Source organism: Rhizobium sp. CAU 1783 (genome assembly GCF_054551725.1).
Map to the genome: position 1 here is coordinate 253,556 of NZ_JBTOLM010000004.1, position 20,789 is coordinate 274,344.

18 protein-coding genes are annotated in these 20,789 nt (G+C 59.2%); 8 read left to right on the forward strand and 10 right to left on the reverse strand.

Going from position 1 to position 20,789, the window contains the following annotated elements:
* Positions 1-6 precede the first annotated feature (6 nt).
* From ACX93L_RS17655 to ACX93L_RS17680, 6 genes are all read right to left on the reverse strand, one after another.
* The gene (locus ACX93L_RS17655; RefSeq protein ID WP_459406027.1) at positions 7-573 is read right to left on the reverse strand and encodes a dTDP-4-dehydrorhamnose 3,5-epimerase family protein; all 567 of its coding nucleotides are present in this window, start codon (positions 571-573) and stop codon (positions 7-9) included.
* A 38-nt stretch (positions 574-611) separates the two neighbouring features.
* Positions 612-1,733 (reverse strand): GDP-mannose 4,6-dehydratase, encoded by a 1,122-nt coding sequence (gene gmd / locus ACX93L_RS17660; protein ID WP_459406028.1) that lies wholly within the window; start codon positions 1,731-1,733, stop codon positions 612-614.
* A gap of 410 nt (positions 1,734-2,143) precedes the next feature.
* Positions 2,144-3,193, reverse strand: coding sequence for a GumC domain-containing protein (locus ACX93L_RS17665; protein ID WP_459406029.1), 1,050 nt, complete (start codon positions 3,191-3,193; stop codon positions 2,144-2,146).
* A gap of 266 nt (positions 3,194-3,459) precedes the next feature.
* Positions 3,460-3,969: a VOC family protein gene (locus tag ACX93L_RS17670; protein ID WP_459406030.1), complete on the reverse strand. Its 510-nt coding sequence runs from the start codon at positions 3,967-3,969 to the stop codon at positions 3,460-3,462.
* Positions 3,956-5,734: an HAD-IIIC family phosphatase gene (locus ACX93L_RS17675; protein ID WP_459406031.1), complete on the reverse strand. Its 1,779-nt coding sequence runs from the start codon at positions 5,732-5,734 to the stop codon at positions 3,956-3,958. Before ACX93L_RS17675 ends, ACX93L_RS17670 begins: the two co-directional genes overlap by 14 nt.
* Positions 5,734-5,967 (reverse strand): acyl carrier protein, encoded by a 234-nt coding sequence (locus ACX93L_RS17680; RefSeq protein ID WP_169593523.1) that lies wholly within the window; start codon positions 5,965-5,967, stop codon positions 5,734-5,736. The genes ACX93L_RS17675 and ACX93L_RS17680 overlap by 1 nt, the downstream gene beginning before the upstream one ends.
* A gap of 92 nt (positions 5,968-6,059) precedes the next feature.
* On the opposite strand from ACX93L_RS17680, the gene ACX93L_RS17685 reads away from it, so the two are divergent.
* The 4 genes from ACX93L_RS17685 to ACX93L_RS17700 all read left to right on the forward strand — a co-directional run bounded on the left by ACX93L_RS17685 (position 6,060) and on the right by ACX93L_RS17700 (position 11,888).
* On the forward strand, positions 6,060-6,971 hold the full coding sequence (locus ACX93L_RS17685; protein ID WP_459406032.1) for a class I SAM-dependent methyltransferase: 912 nt from the start codon (positions 6,060-6,062) through the stop codon (positions 6,969-6,971).
* A 24-nt stretch (positions 6,972-6,995) separates the two neighbouring features.
* Positions 6,996-8,399, forward strand: coding sequence for an MBOAT family O-acyltransferase (locus ACX93L_RS17690; RefSeq protein ID WP_459406033.1), 1,404 nt, complete (start codon positions 6,996-6,998; stop codon positions 8,397-8,399).
* Complete coding sequence (locus tag ACX93L_RS17695; protein WP_459406034.1) at positions 8,368-9,534, forward strand: hypothetical protein; 1,167 nt, start codon at positions 8,368-8,370, stop codon at positions 9,532-9,534. The genes ACX93L_RS17690 and ACX93L_RS17695 overlap by 32 nt, the downstream gene beginning before the upstream one ends.
* 404 nt (positions 9,535-9,938) lie before the next feature.
* Positions 9,939-11,888, forward strand: a complete 1,950-nt coding sequence (locus tag ACX93L_RS17700) for a polysaccharide biosynthesis protein (protein WP_459406035.1) — start codon at positions 9,939-9,941, stop codon at positions 11,886-11,888.
* A 149-nt stretch (positions 11,889-12,037) separates the two neighbouring features.
* Here ACX93L_RS17700 and ACX93L_RS17705 read toward each other — a convergent pair whose 3' ends face one another.
* Both ACX93L_RS17705 and ACX93L_RS17710 read right to left on the reverse strand, forming a co-directional pair.
* Complete coding sequence (locus tag ACX93L_RS17705; RefSeq protein WP_459406036.1) at positions 12,038-13,375, reverse strand: O-antigen ligase family protein; 1,338 nt, start codon at positions 13,373-13,375, stop codon at positions 12,038-12,040.
* A gap of 157 nt (positions 13,376-13,532) precedes the next feature.
* Positions 13,533-14,285, reverse strand: coding sequence for a YoaK family protein (locus ACX93L_RS17710; protein ID WP_459406037.1), 753 nt, complete (start codon positions 14,283-14,285; stop codon positions 13,533-13,535).
* A gap of 203 nt (positions 14,286-14,488) precedes the next feature.
* Here ACX93L_RS17710 and ACX93L_RS17715 point away from each other — a divergent pair, with 203 nt between their 5' ends.
* The gene (locus tag ACX93L_RS17715) at positions 14,489-15,028 is read left to right on the forward strand and encodes a DUF1003 domain-containing protein (protein ID WP_459406254.1); all 540 of its coding nucleotides are present in this window, start codon (positions 14,489-14,491) and stop codon (positions 15,026-15,028) included.
* A 132-nt stretch (positions 15,029-15,160) separates the two neighbouring features.
* Positions 15,161-16,408: a M24 family metallopeptidase gene (locus ACX93L_RS17720; RefSeq protein WP_459406038.1), complete on the forward strand. Its 1,248-nt coding sequence runs from the start codon at positions 15,161-15,163 to the stop codon at positions 16,406-16,408.
* Between the two features lie 34 nt (positions 16,409-16,442).
* On the opposite strand, the gene ACX93L_RS17725 is transcribed toward ACX93L_RS17720, so the two are convergent.
* Complete coding sequence (locus ACX93L_RS17725; RefSeq protein ID WP_459406039.1) at positions 16,443-16,694, reverse strand: helix-turn-helix transcriptional regulator; 252 nt, start codon at positions 16,692-16,694, stop codon at positions 16,443-16,445.
* 74 nt (positions 16,695-16,768) lie between these two features.
* Between ACX93L_RS17725 and ACX93L_RS17730 the strand changes: the two genes are divergently transcribed.
* Positions 16,769-18,583 (forward strand): cation:proton antiporter domain-containing protein, encoded by a 1,815-nt coding sequence (locus ACX93L_RS17730; RefSeq protein ID WP_459406040.1) that lies wholly within the window; start codon positions 16,769-16,771, stop codon positions 18,581-18,583.
* 27 nt (positions 18,584-18,610) lie between these two features.
* On the opposite strand, the gene ACX93L_RS17735 is transcribed toward ACX93L_RS17730, so the two are convergent.
* Positions 18,611-19,645 carry a GlxA family transcriptional regulator gene (locus tag ACX93L_RS17735; protein ID WP_459406041.1) on the reverse strand — a complete coding sequence of 345 codons (1,035 nt, stop codon included), beginning with the start codon at positions 19,643-19,645 and terminating at the stop codon, positions 18,611-18,613.
* Between the two features lie 288 nt (positions 19,646-19,933).
* Here ACX93L_RS17735 and ACX93L_RS17740 point away from each other — a divergent pair, with 288 nt between their 5' ends.
* Entirely contained in the window at positions 19,934-20,767 is an 834-nt protein-coding gene (locus tag ACX93L_RS17740; RefSeq protein WP_459406042.1) for an alpha/beta fold hydrolase, read from the forward strand.
* Positions 20,768-20,789 lie beyond the last annotated feature (22 nt).

Consider the following 20,789-nt stretch of genomic DNA (forward strand, 5'->3'; position numbering starts at 1 on the left):
TCACTCTCAATTGGCTTGGCGAACAGGCCGGGCAAGCGGGATCCCTGCCTTGTCCTTGTTCGAAAGCTGCATGTCTCCGAGCGAAAGTGCCTCGCTCAACACGTCAGCGACGAAGTAGCTGTCCTCTGCGGCTTCATCATAACGGCCGTCACAAAAATATTCGAACTCGACGTCGGTAATCGCATAGAATCCGTGTGCAAGATGGGCGGCAATGTGAACCCAGTCCGTTTCCGGAGTAATCTCGCGATACCAGATAACACCCTGTGGATCGTCGGGATCGGTGACGAAATCGTAGATCCGTCCGGATAGGACACGGATGATCTTGTCCTGCAACGAGGGCGCTCGCTGCCGATGGAGTCCGCGAAAAACGCCCTTCTGCGAGGTCGAGCGTTTCAGGACGACATTGCCTTTTTCGTAGAGGATCTTGATGCATCCTCGCTGATCACCCAGAGTCACGGGCTGATCCAGCAGGCAGGCAAACGGCTTTGCGACGTGTGACGTCATGGATTGCTCATCAAAGGGAAAACCAACGCCTCGATACCGACTGCTGCCCCCGTTTGCAAGGAAGATCATGGCCCCCACAGTGCGACGGCCATGATCCGCCGGCCATTTCAGCCTTCGATCGACACCGGTAATTCCAACCCGTGTGCTTTGATGAGAGCGTGTCGGCGAGCCGTCTTGAGATCTTCAACCACCATTTCGGCGCACATTTCCCTGGCCGTAATCTCCGGCGTCCAACCGAGTTTTTCCTTCGCCTTGCTGGGGTCGCCCAGCAATGTCTCGACCTCGGCTGGACGGAAGTAGCGCGGATCGATCCGCAGGATCACGTCTCCGGGCTTGACCGCCGGGGCATCATTGCCGGTGACGGCTTCGACCACAGCGATCTCGTCCACGCCGGAACCTTCGAAGCGAAGCGTGATGCCAAGTTCCTGTGCGGTCCAGACGATGAACTCGCGCACCGACTGCTGGACGCCTGTCGCAATCACAAAGTCCTCCGGTACGTCCTGCTGCAGCATCATCCATTGCATGCGGACATAGTCCTTTGCATGGCCCCAATCGCGCAAGGCGTCGATATTGCCCATGTAGAGACAGTCCTCGAGACCCTGCGCGATGTTGCAGAATCCGCGCGTGATCTTGCGGGTCACGAAGGTTTCGCCGCGACGTGGGCTCTCATGGTTGAACAGGATGCCGTTGCAGGCGTAGATCCCGTAGGCTTCACGATAGTTTACCGTGATCCAGTATGCATAAAGCTTCGCCACCCCGTACGGACTGCGCGGGTGGAAAGGCGTGGTCTCGCGTTGCGGCGCTTCCTGGACCAAACCATAAAGTTCAGAGGTGGAAGCCTGATAGAAACGCGTCTTCTTCTCGAGGCCGAGAAACCGTATCGCCTCAAGCAAGCGCAGGGTGCCGATCGCATCAACATCAGCAGTGTATTCGGGGGATTCGAAGCTCACGGCGACGTGGGACTGGGCCCCTAGATTGTAGACCTCGTCGGGCTCGATCTGGGCGAGAATGCGGGTGAGGTTCGAGCTGTCCGTGAGGTCGCCGTAATGGAGTTTCAAGCGCTGATGATGCGCATGAGGATCCTGATAGATGTGGTCGATTCGCTGCGTGTTGAACAGCGACGAACGCCGCTTTATGCCGTGAACCTCATAGCCCTTGTCGAGCAGAAATTCCGCTAGGTAGGAACCGTCTTGCCCTGTAATCCCCGTGATAAGTGCCCGTTTTGTCATAGATAACCCGTCCGTTCGTGGAAACAGCTTGTCTCAGGCTGGCGCCTCGTACTCTTACGCTCAAGCATTGTGTTTCGTGTGAGTCTGGTTTCGGTTGCCCCTTGGGTATCCGGTTCAAGTGTCAGTTTCAGGTCTGCCGGCTGCCGCCGGTCCCTGCCGACCACACCAGACTTCTGTTTCAGGTGCCAAAGGTGTGGTCTTGCCACAATCATCAATGCCCCAGCCTGGCTGCGGTGGAGAAGTTCAAGATGGGATAACATTCAAGCCGGATTGCCCCAAGGGTTAGATCCGGCCGAACCTCCGGGACCCCCAACAAATCGAAGTGAGAGCCTGCTAGGAAGGGGGAGCCGTCGACGATTTGGTTCGACCAAGCAAGCCGAGCCTGCTCTGAGCGTTCACCAAACATCACCTTATCCAAGCCTCTGTACGGCATGTCTGGCAAGATGTCGAACCAGAAGCAACCCCAATCCCGCAAGGGCACCAAACAACAGTGCCACGACAGTGAACATCATGCGTCTGGGTCCGACCGCATATTCGGGGGCGTAGATCGGCGTGGCAAACTTTGCGGCTTCTGTTGCGGGCGGCAACAGATCGCGCTCCAGCTCGCTGATACGAGCCCTCAATGTTCTCGATTTTTTTTCCTGATTCTTTAGTAGGGCGCCCTTCTTGTCGCTTTGATATACTTCGCTGTCAAAGTCGAGCGATATGTCCTCCTGCGAGGATTGAAGCAAGTTCAGTCTCTTGCCGAGATCCTGAATGCTGGATTCAAGGCTTCGAATGTCTGCTTTCTTCGACAGAACCACGGATAGAAGCATGGAAGACTCCAGCGAGTGGTCATCATCTTGAGTGAGACGTGCAGCCGCGGCTTCGAGTTGGCCCAGGACAGTTTTCGCGTCCGCGAGCTCCTGTTCGGCCAACTCAAGCCCGTCTTGAGTTAGCTCAAGCTCGTTTCGTTGCTTGATGTCAGTGTAGGCCAATAGCTTCTTTGATGCCTTCAGATCATCTTCGACGCTTTTCGAACGCGCGGCCATCAATTCGGCCTGGTTCTCATTGACGTCGCTCAGCACGGCCTGAAGGCAATCTCGCGACAGTTGCGAACTTCCGGACCGGTAGGAAACAGAAATGAATGCCGATTGCCTGGATATGCTTGCGTTGATTGCATCGCTCAGTTGTTTCCCGTCTGTCGAGCCGCACGCCTCAAGTGTCTTCGCGGTGAAGAAGGTGGGCGAACGCATTTTTTCGACCAGGACGTTGATATCCTCCAGCGGAACGTCTGAGACCTGAGCGGGGCGTATCAGGCCTGTCGCGGAGAACTGGTCCGGCATGCGATAGCTGAGGCCAGCACCGATGATGCCTCCCAGCGCGGCGGCAAGCGCAAACGTCTTCCAGCCTTCCTTGATAAAGCGATAGACGTCAACAAGGCTGATTTCCCCGTCAGAAGCGTAGCTGCGTTCGTTCATGTGTTCTTCCAGATATAGATTTTCACGATGCCGTGTCGCCTAGATACGCCGTGGTGCCTCTTGGGCAGAGCGACGGGGCTTTTTCGTTACAGCCCGGAAAGACGGCATGCTATCCTTTTTTGAGGTACGCGAGACGTTGCGCCTTCGAGACAGGGGCAATTCAGCGAAAGAGCTTGCCTGCCGCGTTTGATAGTCCGGCTTGGATGTTAATGCATGCGGGGCCTGATCGCCACCACAGAGTTGGCGTTTCGACGTGCTGGGGCCGATCAGCTGTTCAGGCCCCATATGGCCGTAGCCTCCCCTAAGGGGTCGGCAGCGTGCTTTCCGATGCGCCGTTTTGTCATCAACTCCACCACCAAGCCTACCCTTGTCAGAGCAAAAGCGATCTCCCTGTCAAAGACGGCGCCATAGCTGGGCTCCGCCACAACCTGGGCGCCGCCTGCGACAAGATCGTTCAGGTCACTCGCCAAATCGTCGGTGAACAAGCAGATATGATCCAGCCCTCCCCCGCGCGCCAGACGGTTCGCCACCGGGCTGTCGTTTGCGTCCAACGGTGCCACCAGTTCGATTGGCGCCGCGCCCCGGAACAACAGGAGCGCACAGCTCACCTTCTGAATCGGGTCAATCGCAGGCGGTACGAGGATTTCCGCGCCGAGCTTCGTCCATGCCTTAATGGATCGCTCCATGTTGGGAACCACATATCCGAGATGGAACAGCTTGCGAGGATCGTATCCCAGGGCAGGATCATCAGGGATCATGGTGCTATCGCCAGTCATCGCTAATATCCGGCTTCACGACCTGAATGTATTCCGGAACGGCAAGCTCGTCGGTGCTTCTGTCAAATGTCGAACGACCGCTGTCGGTCTCGCGCAATTCGAAACCGTGTCGGAGGAAGAGGTCAGCTACCATCCCGTTCTTCTTGGTCGCAATGATCTCGCCGACCGCACGCTTCGAACCCTTCCGTCGCGCCAACTCGATGCCGAAGCTGATGATTGCGGATTCAATCCCGCGTGCCAGGACACGACAGGACATCAGCAACGTGTCAAATTCGGAACGGCCGTCAAAGTGCTTGAGTATTGCGACGCCGACGATCCCGTATTCGCCGAACCGATCTTCCACGCTGACGCAGAACAGGTCGGTCGTCGGATCCTTGAGATATGCCGTGATCTCCTGCGCCGTATAGCGCCTCGATGTCGCGTTGAACTGGTTGGTCTTGTTGACCAACTGGGTGACCCTCGCGATGTCGCTCTCGTCCGGAACTATGATCGTCACCTTGAGGTCAAGGCTCGCAAGATATTGTTCCGGCGCGAGTTGTTGCGCCAGTTCGTTGCGGGCCGCCTCGTGCCGGACCATTGCTACGCGCTGCAAGTCTTCGCTGGTGATTTCAAGCCTGTCGAACAGTCGGGACGCGGCCTTCAGCAGGGTCGGGATATCCGTGGCATCCTCCGGGACCGTCAGGCACGTGACGCCCGGTGCGTTCGTGCCGACTTCATCGATCTCGAACGGATTGTCGTCAATGAAAACCAGGGAATCCAGGCCGATGTTCAGGTCCTTGGCGATCTCCGCGAGATTCTTGGACTTTGGTTCCCAATTCACTCTCCAGGAGGAGATGTCGTCTCTCTTCAAGATCATGCCGCTGTGACGCTCGAAGATCTCGTCGACGTCAGCGGGGTTGTTCTTGCTGCAAACCGCGAGGAAGATCCCGGAATCGCGCATCTTCTTGAGTTGCCGCTGAAACTCGCGATAAGGCCTGCCGGGGAAATCATCCGACAGCGAGATGCCGTCAAGGCCGTCCTCGCCGATGATCCCGCCCCAAAGTGTGTTGTCGCAATCGACAACGATACATTTCTTCGGCTCGCGCTTCCTTGCGGCGTGGATGCGCAACAGCCTGTCCGCGATCCGCAGCTGAAATCTTGGGGAATACGGTTGGCGATAGAGCATTTCGTCGCGAGGGCTAAGGCTCTGGGCTTCCCCCAATCGCGAAATTTCTTCTTCAAGATCGACGGTGTAGATGCCGGAGTTCGAGCTTGCCAGATCATGGATCCTGGCCAGCGTCTCATACCAGACGCCCATCAGGGCCGATGGTTTGGAGAAGGTTGAAATCCCCTCGGTAAACCCTCTCGGCTTTGGGGGGAGGCAAAGCACGATCATGCCCTGAAACTGTTCCCTGAGAAGAGTAACGGCGCGCAACAGCACGTCCGTCGCCTCGCGTGTTGTCCGGGGATCGTCCGTGTTCGAGAGATCCTCCAGCCGGAACAAGATGACAATGGCTTCCGGCTCGGGGGTCCCGAAAGCATCCCGATGGTTCAGGCAGATCTGGGTGACCTGATTGTAGTCGGCGACGCTGACCCGAGGATTGGCGTGACCGGCCTCTAGCAGCAAGGCGCCAAAGAAGTCGGCGATCCCGCGATCCGTGAACGTGGAAGAGAAAGCAACGAAGACGTCGTTATCGCTCTCCTGCGTTTCCTCGTAGGTGTAGCTGCGCCAGAGTTTGGAAAGGCTGCGAATTCGATCCTTGTCGGGATCTACGTGGCTGCCCATCAAAAGGTCACGCCCTTTGCAGCGAGCACCTCTCGGGCGATGCCGATCGTCCGCATCTTCATAACTTCCTTGCCCGACAGCGTGACGTCGAATTCGCTTTCGATCGCGGCCACCAGACGCATCGCTGCAAGGCTGTCCCAGCTTTCTACCGTATCGGGGTTGCTGCCGTCCGAAAGTTCGGAAGGGTCAACGCCCAATTCTTCGGCAAATAGCGCAATCAGTTTATCGGACATCGGCCTTCAGCTCTCTGCAGGTTTTGTTGCGGTGTTGGTGGTGTTCGTCTATACACGCCGCATCTGAGCGCATCAAGAAGGGGCGTTGCGCAGTGTTTTCTGATAAGTACGACTACCTGAATAAGGTCCTGAAAATTCAACTTGATGCGTTTCCGGACCATGAGAAGTTTTTGGACCGCAGGCTTAAGGCCGTGAGCAGCGACGACCTGGAGACGCTGAACGATCTCGCTGGCCATGTCATCAAGCTGACCGGAGCGGAGTTGTCGACCTACGCTGCCGACTATGCGTGGCTCTGCAGGGAGCAGCTGGACGAGGAGCTTTTCTTTCGTCGGAACGGCCGATATCGACTGAGCACGTTCGCGGAAGCGTATGAACTTGTCTACAGTAACAAGGAATACATGACCCGCTACATGAACGGGCTGCTGATGACCCAGTTGTGGTGGTCGAATCACACCGGGGTCATGGATTATTACCGCACGGAGTTTTTGGCGCGTAATCCGGAAGGATACAGGCACCTCGAAATCGGCCCGGGCCACGGCCTCTTCCTTTATTTCGCCGCGGCGGACAAGCGAGCCGGTGCCGTAACCGGTTGGGATATCTCCGAGGCGTCAATTGAACTTACTCGCGAAGCGCTCGCCAAGCTGGGGCTCGAGGCGCTGCCAAGTCTCGAGTTGCAGGACTTCTTCGATGCCCCGCAGGCGAAGTTCGACAGTGTCGTCTTCAGCGAAGTTCTGGAGCACATGGAGAAGCCCCTCGATGCGTTGCGTGTGATCCAGCCACTGCTTTCGGAGGAGGGCAGGCTGTTTCTCAACATGCCGATCAACAGTCCTGCGCCCGACCACCTGTTCAATGCCGACAGTCCTGATGCATTGAAGGCGTTCGTTGAAAGCGCGGGGTTCAGGATCGAAAGCTGCGCCTATCTGCCGGCAACCAATCAGACGCTCGAGATGTCGCTCAAGAAGAAGATGACGGTATCCTGCGTGTTTATCGCACGGCCGGCGTAAGGCGTTGCACGGTAACAGTTTCCGATGGCGCTGAGTGATCCCCGCTACCTCCTCTTCATAGCGGCCGCCACGTTGTGTCTGGCGCTCGTGGCTGCGGGCCGCAGGCGTGAACTCTGCCTGCTCGCATTCAGTTGCTTTTTTCTCCTGCTCCTTGAAGCCCGGTGGTACATTCCGTTCTTCGTGGCCGGATGCGCGTATCTTGGCGGTCTTGCCCTCTCCCGCATTGAAGACGGCCGGTTTCGCGACATGGGATTTGTCGCGTTGCTCGGCGTGCTTTTCTTCCCGCTTGCCTTCTACAAGTATCTGCCCTCGATGCATTTTGCCGTTGAACTCGGCATCGGCTTCGATCTGATCCTTCCTATCGGTATTTCGTTCTACACATTTACCGCCGCAGGCTACCTGATCGACGTCTATGTCGAGAAGATCGAAGCGGAACGCAGGTTGCTGACATTCTTCAATTTTATCCTCTTCTTCCCGAATTTTTCCGTTGGCCCGATCGAGCGGGCTGAACACCTGATCCCTCAGATGAGCCGCGTTGGAAGTTTCGATTACCGTCGAACGGTCAGCGCAATGCAGCTCATCCTGCTCGGGTACTTCTACAAGGTGGTGATTGCCGACACGCTTGCCCCGTACGTCGATCGCGTCTATGCGAGCCATCAGACCCATAGTGCGGCGGACCTGTTTCTTGCCACGGTCTATTTCGCTTTTCAGGTATATGCGGATTTTGCTGGTTACTCACTGATTGCCATCGGAAGCGCCCGATTGCTCGGCATCGATCTAATCCCGAACTTCCGGCAACCTTACCTCAGCACCACCGTGGCGGAGTTCTGGCGCCGCTGGCACATCAGTCTTTCCAGCTGGTTCAGGGACTACGTATTCACGCCGATACATTTTCGGTTTCGCAAGCGTGGCCGCGTGGGAATGGCGATTGCCCTGTTGACCTCGTTCACGTTGGTCGGTCTGTGGCACGGAGGCGGCGTTCAGTTCCTCATTTTCGGCTTGATTCACGGGACGCTGGTCGTGTCGTCGTCGCTGAGCCTTGAAGCGCGCAATCGCTTCTGGGCGAAATACCATATTCCAGACCAAATACTCGTGCTTGGCCGGACAATGATCACGTTCCTGATCGTTTGCAGTACCTTGGTGCTGTTCCGTGCTGCCAGCATGAGTGACGCGATCAGCATCTATGAGCGGGTCCTCGATTTCAGTTCGGGTCAAAGAACGCTTCCGCTTGGTTTACCTCTCCTGACGATATCGGCGTCGCTGGCTTGCGACGTGTTTACCTACAAGAGACTGTCAATCTACGCCATGTCGGCGAGCCTCAGGTGGGCCACATATTACGCAGCAATCGCGATTATTCTCGGCGCGACCGTGGTGCACCTGTCCGAAGGAAGTTCCTATGCGCAGCAATTCATCTACTTCAAGTTCTGAAACCTTGGTTTCTGCCGGTCCCGGAGCATCAGATTTCTTTGCGCGCGTTCGGACGTTTCTCCTCCCGTTCCTCATTCTGCCTGTGCTGGCAGTTCCCTTTCTGCTGAGCGGAGAACTGGTGCCGGTTTCCGTCGTCGCCTGGGCTCAATCCCGTGGAGTGCCGCTGCTGTTTCTCCAGAAATATTCCGACCACAATTTCGGACTGAAGGTTACATCCGCCAACATGCGCAAGGCCGAGGTCGTTGTTCTCGGCAGTTCACGTACGAATCAATGGCGCAGCAAACAATTCGCGCCATACACGTTCTATAACGCTGGAAACACCGCTGCGCGCCTAGGCGATATTGCGCAGTTTCTCGCGAAACTGGAATACGATCCGAAGGTCATCATCTTCTCGCTCGACTACTTCATGTTCAGTGACTCGTGGTCTCCTGAATCCGACAGGATGGCCAAAGGAGACATCGAATATCCCCATGAAGCGGCCTATATCCTGACGCAGTTGGCGCGGTCTTACGTGAATGGATCTGCGCGGCTGTCGGTTTGGCCGAAAGAGCCGAACTATTCGCAATGGGCAGTTGGCCTGTCGGCCCAGAACGGTGTCGGTTTTCGGCTGGATGGATCTTATCAGTACGGAACCATCTATCGCGGCATGAAAGCGGGCGCAGCAACGCCGGATGATGCACTACAGAGAATCGAAAAGGGCGTCGCGCCTTTCATCAAGTCCGCCAAGCCGGACGCCGCGGAACTTTCGGCTTTTCGCGAGCTTGTGAATGCTGCCAGGAAAAGAGGGATTGCGCTCGTCGGCGTGACGACCTCCTACAATCCCGTCGTCGTGGATGCGATCGAAAGATCTGCCGACCACGGGCTTTGGCGGCTTTTCCGGTCCGCCGAGTTCCGGTCGTCGCTGGAAAGCCTAGGCGTGATCACATTCGATTTTACGGACATAGGATCCTATGATGGCCGTGCAGCCGAGTTCATCGACGCGTTCCATCCGAGTGAGCCGTCTCTCAGTCGGCAGCTTCTGGCGATGATGAAACGACCGGAAATGAAGGCGCTGCTTCCCGAAATCAGGACGGGCGAAATTGCCGCCGCTCTGGAACAGGCGACGGAGTTTGAAGTCTACAGAAACAGCTTCTAGTTGATTTTTCGGGATTGGAGCGCCGTACGGAAACGTTGACCCGATTGGTAGGCCCGGGCGGGCCATCGTGAACGACTGCGGGCGGAGTTCCTGAAACTCACTCGCTAAAGCCTTGTGCGGATGAATCCATTTGCATTGAAACCCTCTGCACGGCGGAAAGCGATCACGTCATGAATCGAACGCTTTCGCCAGTCAGGTTCCTACGGTTACACGAGGCTTGGCCTCTTGTGTCGACATCTCCCGGTATATCGAGCCGGCGTCGATCCAGGTGCCATGAGCGTCAACTGCGTTGTCACGGGACGGGCCTTGCAATGCCCGGCTCGCAGTGTAAGGGGTAACCGAAACGGTCGGGCGCGTCGGAACTCGCAGTTTGTATTGGTGTATTGAATGTCGAAGCCAGCACGATGACTGAGGAAATAATATCTCGAATTCTGAGCATACCGCGGATCGTCAAGCGTATCATTGCGCTTGGCGTGGACATGGTGTTGTGCACTCTTACGGTGTGGCTTGCCTTCTGTCTGCGGCTTGATGGTTGGGTCGCGTTGTCAGGCGTTCAGTACGTCACGATCCCTGCATCGATCGCCATCGCCATACCGATCTTCATTCGCTTTGGCCTTTATCGCGCCGTTTTCCGCTTTATCGGCTGGGAAGCCTTCTTTTCAATCGTCAAGGCGGTCGGGCTTTATGGCCTTATCTACATGACAATCTTCACGTCAATCAGCGTTCCGGGAATCCCGCGAACGGTGGGGATTCTGCAGCCTTTGTTGCTTCTGATCGCCGTCGGACTGAGCCGCTTGGTCGTCCGTCGTTTGTTTGGCGAAGCTTACCAGAGGGTGCTCAGGGGCAATGAGCAATCGAATGTCCTGATCTACGGGGCGGGCTCGATCGGGCGGCAATTGACAAGCGCCCTTGCTAATTCCGGCGACCAACGTGTCGTCGGATTTCTCGATGATGACAGGAGCCTTCACCATTCGGTCATCAATGGGGTTAAAGTCCATGATCCCCAAGAGTTGAGTGCACTCGTCGCCAAACACAACGTGCGCACCGTGTTGCTTGCCCTGCCGACCTTGAAGGCGTCCCGGCGCAAGGAGATCATCGAGAGCCTCCGCGGCAAACGAGTAGCTGTGCGAACTGCGCCGAACGTCAGCCAGATTGCACAGGGAAGGGTTGATTCTGCCGCTTTTCAGGAGCTCGACGTCAACGACCTTCTTGGTCGTGAGCCGGTAGACCCCGATCAGGCTCTTCTGCGCCGAAACATCAAAGACAAAACCGTTCTGGTCACAGGGGCCGGTGGGTCGATCGGCAGCGAATTGTGTCGGCAAATCCTGACGATCGGTCCGAAGCACCTCCTGCTGGTGGAGCAGAACGAATATGGCCTCTACGCCATTCACAGCGAACTGTGCAGGCACTTTCCGCAATGCATCAATCTCGTGACGCCGCTTCTCGCGTCGGTGCGCGACGACCGGCGTATCCGCGAGATACTGAAGAGCTGGTCCGTTGACACCATCTATCACGCGGCTGCTTACAAGCATGTTCCGCTTGTGGAACACAATCTCATTGAGGGCATTCGCAACAACCTGCTCGGCACGGAGATCGTTGCCAAGGCCGCGATCGACCACAAGGTGAAGAGCTTCGTCCTTGTCAGCACGGACAAGGCGGTAAGGCCGACGAATGTGATGGGAGCAAGCAAGCGACTGGCCGAGATGGTCCTTCAGGCCTTGTCGGAGACGTGCGAAGCGCCCGTCTTCTCCATGGTACGTTTCGGCAATGTCCTTGGCTCGTCGGGTTCGGTGGTGCCGCTGTTTCGCCAGCAGATACGTGAAGGTGGTCCGATCACGCTGACGCACCCTGAAATAACGCGCTTCTTCATGACCATCCCGGAGGCGTCGCAACTGGTCATCCAGGCGGGTGCGATGGCAAATGGGGGCGATGTTTTCGTTCTTGATATGGGTGAACCCGTCAAGATCATCGACCTCGCAAAGCGCATGGTCGAACTGTCAGGGTTGACCGTAAAGGACGAATCCAACCCCAACGGCGATATAGAGTTGATCATGACCGGCTTGCGCCCGGCCGAAAAGCTCTATGAAGAGCTTCTGATGGGCGACAATCCTTCTCCCAGCCAGCATCCGCTGATCATGCGGGCCAAGGACGATTTTCTTCCGCTACAGACGTTGGAAGAGCATATTGCGCGCCTCGTCGGATACATGAATGCCGGGAAGGTTCAGGAAACCAAGGAGCTTCTTTCTGTTCTGGTGAGTGGTTACCAGCCGAGCGCCGAAATCGTGGATTTCATCGCGTTGCGTAAGGCTGAACTCCAGAACGAATCGATGCACGGCAGCGGCGGCACGATCTAATGTCATCAGAACAGTGTGTTCCGGTCATCATCCGATAACCCCGCTCGCGACGCCGTTTCCGGTAACTCAAATGGGAGCCAGGGCAATCGTGGGTCGCCGACCCTGCCCCGCTCGGCCGGCTTGGGTCCGAGACCGATCGGCGCTGCCGTTCAGATCCGTGGCTTGTCTCCTGCGGCAAGCGAAGCTTTCCGGACAAGCGTGAGGGCGAAGACAGCGGCGGCTGCGAAAATGAAGAAGCTTTCGCCGATCGCCAGACGGTTGTTGGAGTTCGTCGCGATCGTCGCGAAAAAGAAGAAGCTGATGCTGAACAGATAAAGAGCAAGGCTCATGGAGATGAGTCCTTCGCGGTGGGCGCGATTGATTCGCCAGGCTGATGCAAATGCGAAAACGGCAAGGATCGTAAGCCCCAGGAATCCATGTCTCACCATGATTTCCAGATAGCCGTTGTGGATCAGCGTGAAACCGACACTTGAATAGGTGGTCTGCCGCCACTCACGCAGCCACAGATTTCCCCAGCCGGCCAGGGGGGATGCTTGGATGAGCTCAAGGGCATCCGACCACAGCATCAGGCGCTCGCGCATCGCCTCGGGTGTGGAGGGCTTCTCGATCGCAGATCGCATGGCTCTGACTGGGCCATCCGTGAGCAGCGCCCCGTCAGTCAGCTCGATTGCCGCATCGACCGTCGAGCCCGCAACCTTGAGCACATAGGGCGATGCGACGACGGCAGCCGATACGCCGACGACAATGAGGCCGCCAAAAAGGTAGATTCGCCCTTTGCCTGCAATGTGGAACAAAGCCAACAGACCCATAAGGACGAGCGTTGCGGCGAGCGCCAGCCATGCTCCCTTCGATTGCGCGCCGAGCGCGCCGAGGAGACCAAGTGCCATCGTTGCGCAGGCCGGGATCAGATACCGCCACTTTCCCCGACCGGACAACCGGCCTGTTTCTCCGGCATAAAGCAACCAGAACAACGCGGTGATGAAGAGCATGGAACTTCCGACACCGGCGTGAATGGGGTTCTTGTGAAACAGTGGCGGCGCCAGGTTACCTTCGATGACCGCCCGAAAGTCCATCGTGGCGAGTAGCCCGACTAGGCCTGCGAGAACCAACACCGTGGCCGCCGTGAACAGATATCGGCGCGTCGCGTACAGCGCGGCCCCGACCAGGGGGAAGAAGGCTGGGAACGCATACAGCCATTCCGAGGAGCCTTTCTCTCCGTAAACAGCGATTCCGATCGTGAAGCGCACGAGGACATAGGCGCTCCAGACATAGCAGAGCACAGCAAGCCAGTCGCGTGAAACGCGCCGCACCTCGGAAGGGTGGCGCCAGAAGGCAAAGATGACCAGGGCTATCGTGACGTAACGGTATACATCGCTTTCGACGAGCATTGCGGAGGCAAGCAGGGCCCAGAGGATGGGAAAGATCCAGGCTTCGAGGCGCTCGTTGCTCGCCAATCGAAGGCCAATCGCATTGATACCGGTTTTCATCGCTCACCCTGCCCGAGATCCAGTCGCCCCGGCGGCCTTTCGATCTTCACGTGTCCAAGTCGCGTACGTCGCCTAGCACTTTCCTCGCCGCGTTCGCAACCGCACAATTCGATGGCCAAAGACCCCATCTGCCGAAGGCGGGGGCATTGTTCCGTTCCTAACCTTTCGACGGGCGGGTGGCGCGCAGGTCTGCGACAAGCGGGAAGGACGAGAAGAGGCCGAGGGGGATGGCGAAGAGGGCGGCGGCGGGCAGGCCGATGCGGCTGAACAGCAGGGCGCCGATGATGCCGCCCAAGAAGAAGAGGCCGATCAGGGAGAGCAGCAGGACAAGCTTCGCGCGGTCGGCGACGACGGGAGGCAGATCCGCGTGGTCGGAGCTGTTGCAGTAGAATAGCTTGCCGATCTCAATCCCTGCGTCGGTCACGAGCCCCGTCACGTGGGTGGTGCGGATGCGCGCGCCGGAGAGCTTGGTGATGATGGCGTTCTGCAGCCCCATGATGAAGCAGAGCAGGCCGATTGTCAGCAGGATCGTCGACGGCAGACCTGCCCGCAGGAAGAGACCGGACAGGCCGAAGACGAGGAGCAGCACGGCTTCGACTGCGAGCGGCAGGGCGTATTCCGATTCAAGGTTCCGACGGCGGGCCCAGTTGATCAGCACCGCCGAAGCCGCAGCACCGGCGACGAAGGACAGGAGAGAGGAGAACCCGACGAAGACGAGCAGACTGTTGCCGAGAACGAGATTGTCGGCAATGGCGGAAACGATGCCCGACATGTGAGATGTGTATTGGTGCACGGCCATGAAGCCGCCTGCGTTGATGGCGCCTGCGACGAAGGTCAAATAGAAGGCCAGATGGCGATCTCTCGCCTCGCTTCGCGTTCGGGCGGCGAGCCCGCCCAGATAATGTCTCATGCAACTTTCCCCGCCGCGCCGGCCGTACCGGATGGATGCGTCCCATCCTCACGACAATTCGTAAACGAGCGGTCAAAGGCCGTTGAGGCCTGGCCACGACGAACTATCGAACAAACATGATCAAGAGATGGCAATCGGAGGCGGGCAACGCAAGCGAAGGAACCTTTTTGGATGAACGGGGTTGCCGGGCAAAGGAGCCCGAAATGGAACAGACGGAGAGACGGCCGGCGATTGCCGGCAAGCTTGATCGCAATATCGAAGCGCTGCTCGACCGGCGGGTGAGGGAACGAGAAGAGGCGTCGCGCGAGGAGAAAGTCGCCGCTGCGATCACGCGCTTCGTCGGTTCAATGCTCTTCGTGTACCTTCACATCCTCTTCTTCGGACTGTGGATCACCGTCAATTTGGGTTTCCTTCCGGTGCTTCCGCCGTTCGATCCCTCTCTTGTCGTCTTGGCGATGTTCGCTTCGGTAGAAGCGATCTTCCTCTCCACCTTCGTCCTGATCAGCCAGAACCGGATGTCGGCGGCAGCCGACAAGAGAGCTGACTTGAATCTGCAGATTTCACTCCTTGCCGAACACGAGGCAACACAACTGATCGCCATGGTTTCCGCTATCGCAAAGCATCTTCAAATTCCGACCGAGGCTGACGGGGAGATCGAGGAGTTGACGCGAGAGGTCGTACCGGATCAAGTCCTCGACCACATCGAGGAGAAGGCCGACGACGGCAAGGCGAGCGGCGTCTGAGTGCGATCGGGGCCAATCCCCCGTGGGGATGCGGCGGTCTGCGCTTTGCAGCGTCGCCATCCGGGGATATGTGTTCTGGCCGAACAATGAAGCCGCTGGCCCCCTGAGGTGCGGCCGTTCGTGGAGGTGCTTGTGAGTGACATCGATCGCCGGCGTGCCGAGCGCCTGATGGCCGAGGCCGGGTTGGACGCTCTTGCCATCTTCCAGCCGGAGGCGTTTCGCTATGTGGTCGGGGCGCCGGCCGGGGTTGCCATGATGTGGGGCCGGGCCGGGGCGGCGATTGCCGTGGTGCCGGCCGACGCGGCCATGCGGATCGGCGCCGTGGCCAGCGACCATGCCGCGGGGCAGATCCGCAAGGCGGCCCCCGAGGTCGACCTTCGGACCCATCGTATCTGGATCGACACGGTGGATCTCGCGGTCCTCGCCGACAATGCCGACGCGAGCGGGGAAGCGGTCGATGTCGCCTACCGGTCTCAGGGACGCGCCGGGCCGCGACCGGAGACCTTCGACCGGGAGGCCTGTTTCGCCCTGCTCGGTGAGATCCTTGAAGCAAAGGGGCTGGCGGCGGGGACGATCGGTGTCGATCTCGAATTCGTGCCGGCAGCCGATTTCGAAGCCCTGAAACTTGCCTTGCCGCGTGTCACCTTCGTCGATGGTTCGATCGTGCTGAAGCGTCTCCGGGCAGTGAAATCGCCACGGGAAATCGAACTTTTGAGACACGCATCGCTGGCTGCCGAAGGCGGCCTCGTCCGGATGGCGGAGGCGGTCGCGCCGGGCGTGCCGCTTGCTGTTCTTTCCAGCGCGTGGAAGGCCGGTGCGCAGGCGGCGGCTTCCGCCGGCGGTTTTTCCCTGAGCGGCCATTGGGATTACATTTCCGTCGGATCCGATCTTTCCGACATGAACGCGCGGGTCGTGCCGGGCGCCATCATCAAGGCCGATGTCGGCACGCTGGTCGACGGCTACTCCTCGGACGGTGCCCGGACCTTTTCCTTCGGGTCGCCCGCTCCGCTTGCCCAGCGGATCTTCGCCGCTCTCGAGCATGCTTTCGCCGCCGGGCTCGCCGAGCTCCGGCCGGGCAACAGCTTCGGCGCCGTCCATGCGGCGATGCTCTCCTCGATGCGCAGGGATGGTTTCACCGAATACCACCGCGGCCATTTCGGCCATTCCGTCGGAGGCGGTGTCGGCATCGAGGAGTGGCCGTTCTTTTCTGCGAACAGCGGCGAGATCCTACAGCCGAACATGGTCGTGGCGCTGGAGGCGCCCTTTTATGCCGAAGGGCTCGGTGCTTTGATGATCGAGGATCAATTTCTCGTGACCGAGACCGGGGTCGAAGCGATGAACCGGCTGCCGCGCGAACTCCGCGACCTTTCCGCACGATAAGCCGGCGGCGATCGGGTTCAGGGCTGCGCGGTGGTCAGCGACGTTCGGCCAGGGCGACGCCAAGGCCCTCGATTTCAAGAAAAATCACGCCACCGGCTTCGAGTGCCTGGATGAGTTGGGCAGCCGTCGCACGATGCAGTTCGTGGCGTGCGCCCTCGTAGTCACGTATGGTGCTACGCGAGACCGACGAGCGCTCGGCAAGCTCATTCTGTGTCCAGTCGAGCATTCCGCGTGCCGCGCGGCAGAGTGAAGGCGTCAAAATCGGTGACGGCGAACCTTGACCCATGGTTCTATACTGCCCATATTGGTTGAATTAAACCATATATGGCACTTTCCATGTAACATTTCCAGTGAGGTTCGATGCTGCACGATACGCCCCTGATTTCCACGATTGTCGGCGGTCTCGTGCTTGCATTCGCATTCGGTTACGTCGCCCACCGCCTCAAGCTGCCGCCGCTGGTCGGCTATCTGTTTGCCGGCATCCTCGTCGGACCGCACACGCCGGGCTATGTCGCCGACCAGCATCTGGCGCCGGAGCTTGCCGAGATCGGCGTCATCCTGCTGATGTTCGGGGTCGGTCTGCATTTCTCGCTCAAGGACCTGCTCTCGGTGCGTGGCGTGGCCGTCCCCGGCGCAATCGTGCAGATCGGCTTCGCCACGCTGCTCGGCTGGGGCATGGGTTGGCTCCTGGGCTGGCCGATGGGTGGTGGTCTCGTCTTTGGTCTCGCGCTGTCGGTCGCCTCCACCGTGGTGCTGCTCAAGGCGTTGCAGGAGCGGCGTCTCGTCGAGACGGAACGGGGCAAGATCGCGGTGGGGTGGCTGATCGTCGAAGACCTCGCCATGGTGCTGGCTCTGGTCCTCATTCCGGCCTTTGCCAATTCAGGTGAGACGGGCATTCATGCCGATGCCCTGTCGGCTGCCGTTGCCGATCTTTTCGACATTGAGCTCAATCTCGGCTGGGTGCTTGCGCTCACCTTCCTTAAGGTGGGTGCCTTTCTTGGCCTGATGCTGGTCATCGGGCGGCGGGTGATCCCGTGGATGCTTCACGTGATTGCGCACAGCGGATCGCGCGAACTGTTTCGCCTCGGCGTGCTGGCTGTCGCGCTCGGGGTTGCCTTCGGCTCGGCCCAGCTGTTCGGCGTGTCGCTGGCTCTCGGCGCCTTCTTTGCCGGCATGGTGCTGTCGGAAAGCGAGCTGTCGCACCGGGCCGCCCAGGAAAGCCTCCCGCTGCGCGATGCCTTTGCCGTGCTGTTCTTCGTCTCCGTCGGCATGATGTTCGACCCCAATATTCTGGTCGACAACCCGTTCAAGGTTTTCGCCACCGTCTTCATCATTCTTATCGGCAAGTCGCTCGCCGCCTTCCTGATCGTGCGGGCCTTCCGCATGCCGGCGGGCACTGCGCTCACAATCTCGGCGAGCCTCGCGCAGATTGGCGAATTCTCCTTCATCCTCGCCGAACTGGGCGTCGGCCTGAAGCTGCTGCCGGAGGAGGGCCGCGACCTGATCCTCGCCGGCGCGATCATCTCTATCATCCTGAACCCCGCGGTCTTCTACCTCGCCGATCGCATCATTCCGCGTATCGAGGCGCGCCTTGTGCCGAAGGGCGGTGAAAAGGTCGCGAGCGTCGATGCAGCGACGACCGTTTCCGCGGTGAGTGGCGAAGGGGTGGAGCCGACAATCGCCGCGACCGTGGCGCCGGAGAACGAGGCCACGGCGTCGGTGGCGAGCGCGCTGACCGGGCACGCGATCGTCGTCGGCTGTGGCCGCGTGGGCAAGATCGTGGTCGACAATCTTCGCTCCAGCGGCGTTCCGTTCCTCGTCATCGAGGATTCCGACCGGCCGCTGGAAGAGCTGTTGCGCCAGGAAACCGAAGTGATCATGGGCAATGCGACTTCAGCCAAGGTGCTCGAGCTTGCCAATATCGCCGCGGCCAAGAGCATAGCCGTCGCCATCCCGAACGCGTTCGAAGCCGGAAACGTCATCCAGCGGGCGCGCGAGATCAATCCGGCGATCCTCATCCTCGCCCGCGCTCATACCGATGCCGAAGTGGAGCACCTGACAAAGCTAGGAGCAGACCGGGTGATCATGGGCGAGCGGGAAATCGCCAACGGCATGCTGTCGAGCCTCGACCAGGTGCACTGGCCGGCATTGCAGACGGAGGACGGCGCCGCCTGAGGCTGCGCCCGCCCGGGCGCGTGACACTCAAACGTCGGCTTTGTCGGCCGCTTTGCGATCATCGCTTTCGGCCGCACCGCCGATCGAGAAGCGCATGCGGTATTCTCCGGGCGAAACTCCGACGATCTTGCGGAAGATCTTGCGGAAGGCATTGGCATCCTCGTAGCCGCTCGCCCAGGCGATCTGCTCGATCGACAGGTTCGATTGCTCGAGCAGGTCGCGCGATTTCGCGACCCGCAGTCGCTGCGAATATTCGGTCGGATTGATGCCCGTCGCCTTCTGGAAACGCCTCAGGAAGGTGCGCTCGCCGAGGCCGGCCCGTTCCGCCATCATCTGCAGGTTAAGACCTCTCGAATCCGTTCCGTGCAGCCAGTGCTGGACGTTGAGGATCACGGTATCGCCGTGGTCGAGACGCGGGATGAACTTGGCGTAGAAGCTCTGCTCGCGGGCACCGGGATCGATCAGCATGAACCGGGCCGTCGCCAGCATCACGCCGGCGCCGAGGAGGCGGTCGATCAGCCGCAAGCCCAGATCCGTCCAAGCCATCATGCCACCGGCGGTGATGATGTCGCCCTCGTCGAGCAACATCTTGTCGGTATCGATCCGAATGTCCGGGTGCCGCTTGGCGATCGTGTCGCCATGCAGCCAATGGGTCGTCGCCGCGCGGCCGGAGAGCAGTCCGGTCTGGGCGAGCAGCGAAGCACCGCCGCAGGCCGAGCAGATGATTGCCCCCGCCTGGTGATGGCTCCTGATCCACTCGGGAAATGCGCCCATGCGTTCGCCGAACGGCAGGTCGTCACCGAGGCCGGGTGGCAACACCACGGCCACGAGCGCGCGTTCCCGCTCGGCGGGATGCGTATCATAGACCTTCGACACCGAACCTGACGCATTCAATTCGTGATGGCTGATCCGCAACTGGCGGCCATCCGGCCCCGATTGTTGAAGCTCGTATTTCGCCGCCACCGAAAACATGTCGGTCAGGCCATACACCGCCGCTCGCCAGGCATCGGGATAGCTGGCGATGGCGATTTCCATCGTGTCGTGGATCAAACGCTTTGTCACTTCCGACCTTATGCTTGTCAATTTTGCCATTCGTGTGGCGATGCTCCCGCCATTATCACATCAACCAGCGCTCCGGAACGCTCAGGCAATCAACAGACAGAAAAGCAGGCAATGATGAAAAACGGGACCACAACAAGACCAGGCGAATTCCCGACCTCCCGCCGCGATCTCCTTGTCGCCGGTGCCGTCGGGGCGGTCGCCGCCCTCATCGCGGCAGGCGGTCCGACAGGGCGCGCCACGGCTGCCCAGATCAACCAATCCAACTTGAATTCAACAGGAGTGAAGACAATGACAAGCACGATCACGACTCGCGACGGCGTCGAAATCTACTACAAGGACTGGGGTCCGAAGACCGGTCAGCCCGTCATCCTCAGCCACGGCTGGCCGCTCAGCTCCGACAGCTGGGAAGCGCAGGCCTTTCACCTAGCTCAGAACGGCTTCCGCGTCATCACCCACGACCGTCGTGGTCACGGGCGATCCAGCCAGCCCTGGGACGGCAATGACATGGACCACTATGCCGACGATCTCTCCGATCTGATCGAGGCCCTCGACCTCAAGGATATCATCCTGGCGGGCTTTTCGACCGGCGGCGGCGAAATCGCCCGCTATATCGGGCGGCATGGAACCGCGCGGATTGCCAAGGCGGGTCTCATCTCGGCGGTGCCGCCGCTGATGGTCAAGACCGAAAAGAACCCCGGCGGCCTGCCGAAGGAGGTCTTCGACGGCCTGCAGGCGGCGAGCCTCACCGACCGGTCGCAGCTCTATAAGGATATCGCCAGCGGTCCGTTCTTCGGTTTCAACCGTCCAGGCGCAAAGGCGTCGCAGGGCATGATCGACAATTTCTGGCTGCAGGGCATGATGGCGGGTCACAAGAACACTTATGACTCGATCGTCGCCTTCTCGCAGACCGATTTTACCGAGGATCTGAAGAAGTTCGACGTGCCGACTCTGATCGTGCATGGCGACGACGACCAGATTGTGCCGATCGACGCCGCCGGGAAGGCTTCGAAGCAGCTGATCCCGCATGCGGAGCTCAAGGTCTATGCCGGCGCGCCGCATGGCCTTGCCGATACCCACAAGGACCAGCTGAACGCCGACCTGCTGGCCTTTGCCAAGGCCTGAGGTCAATTCGGCTCTGATCTCC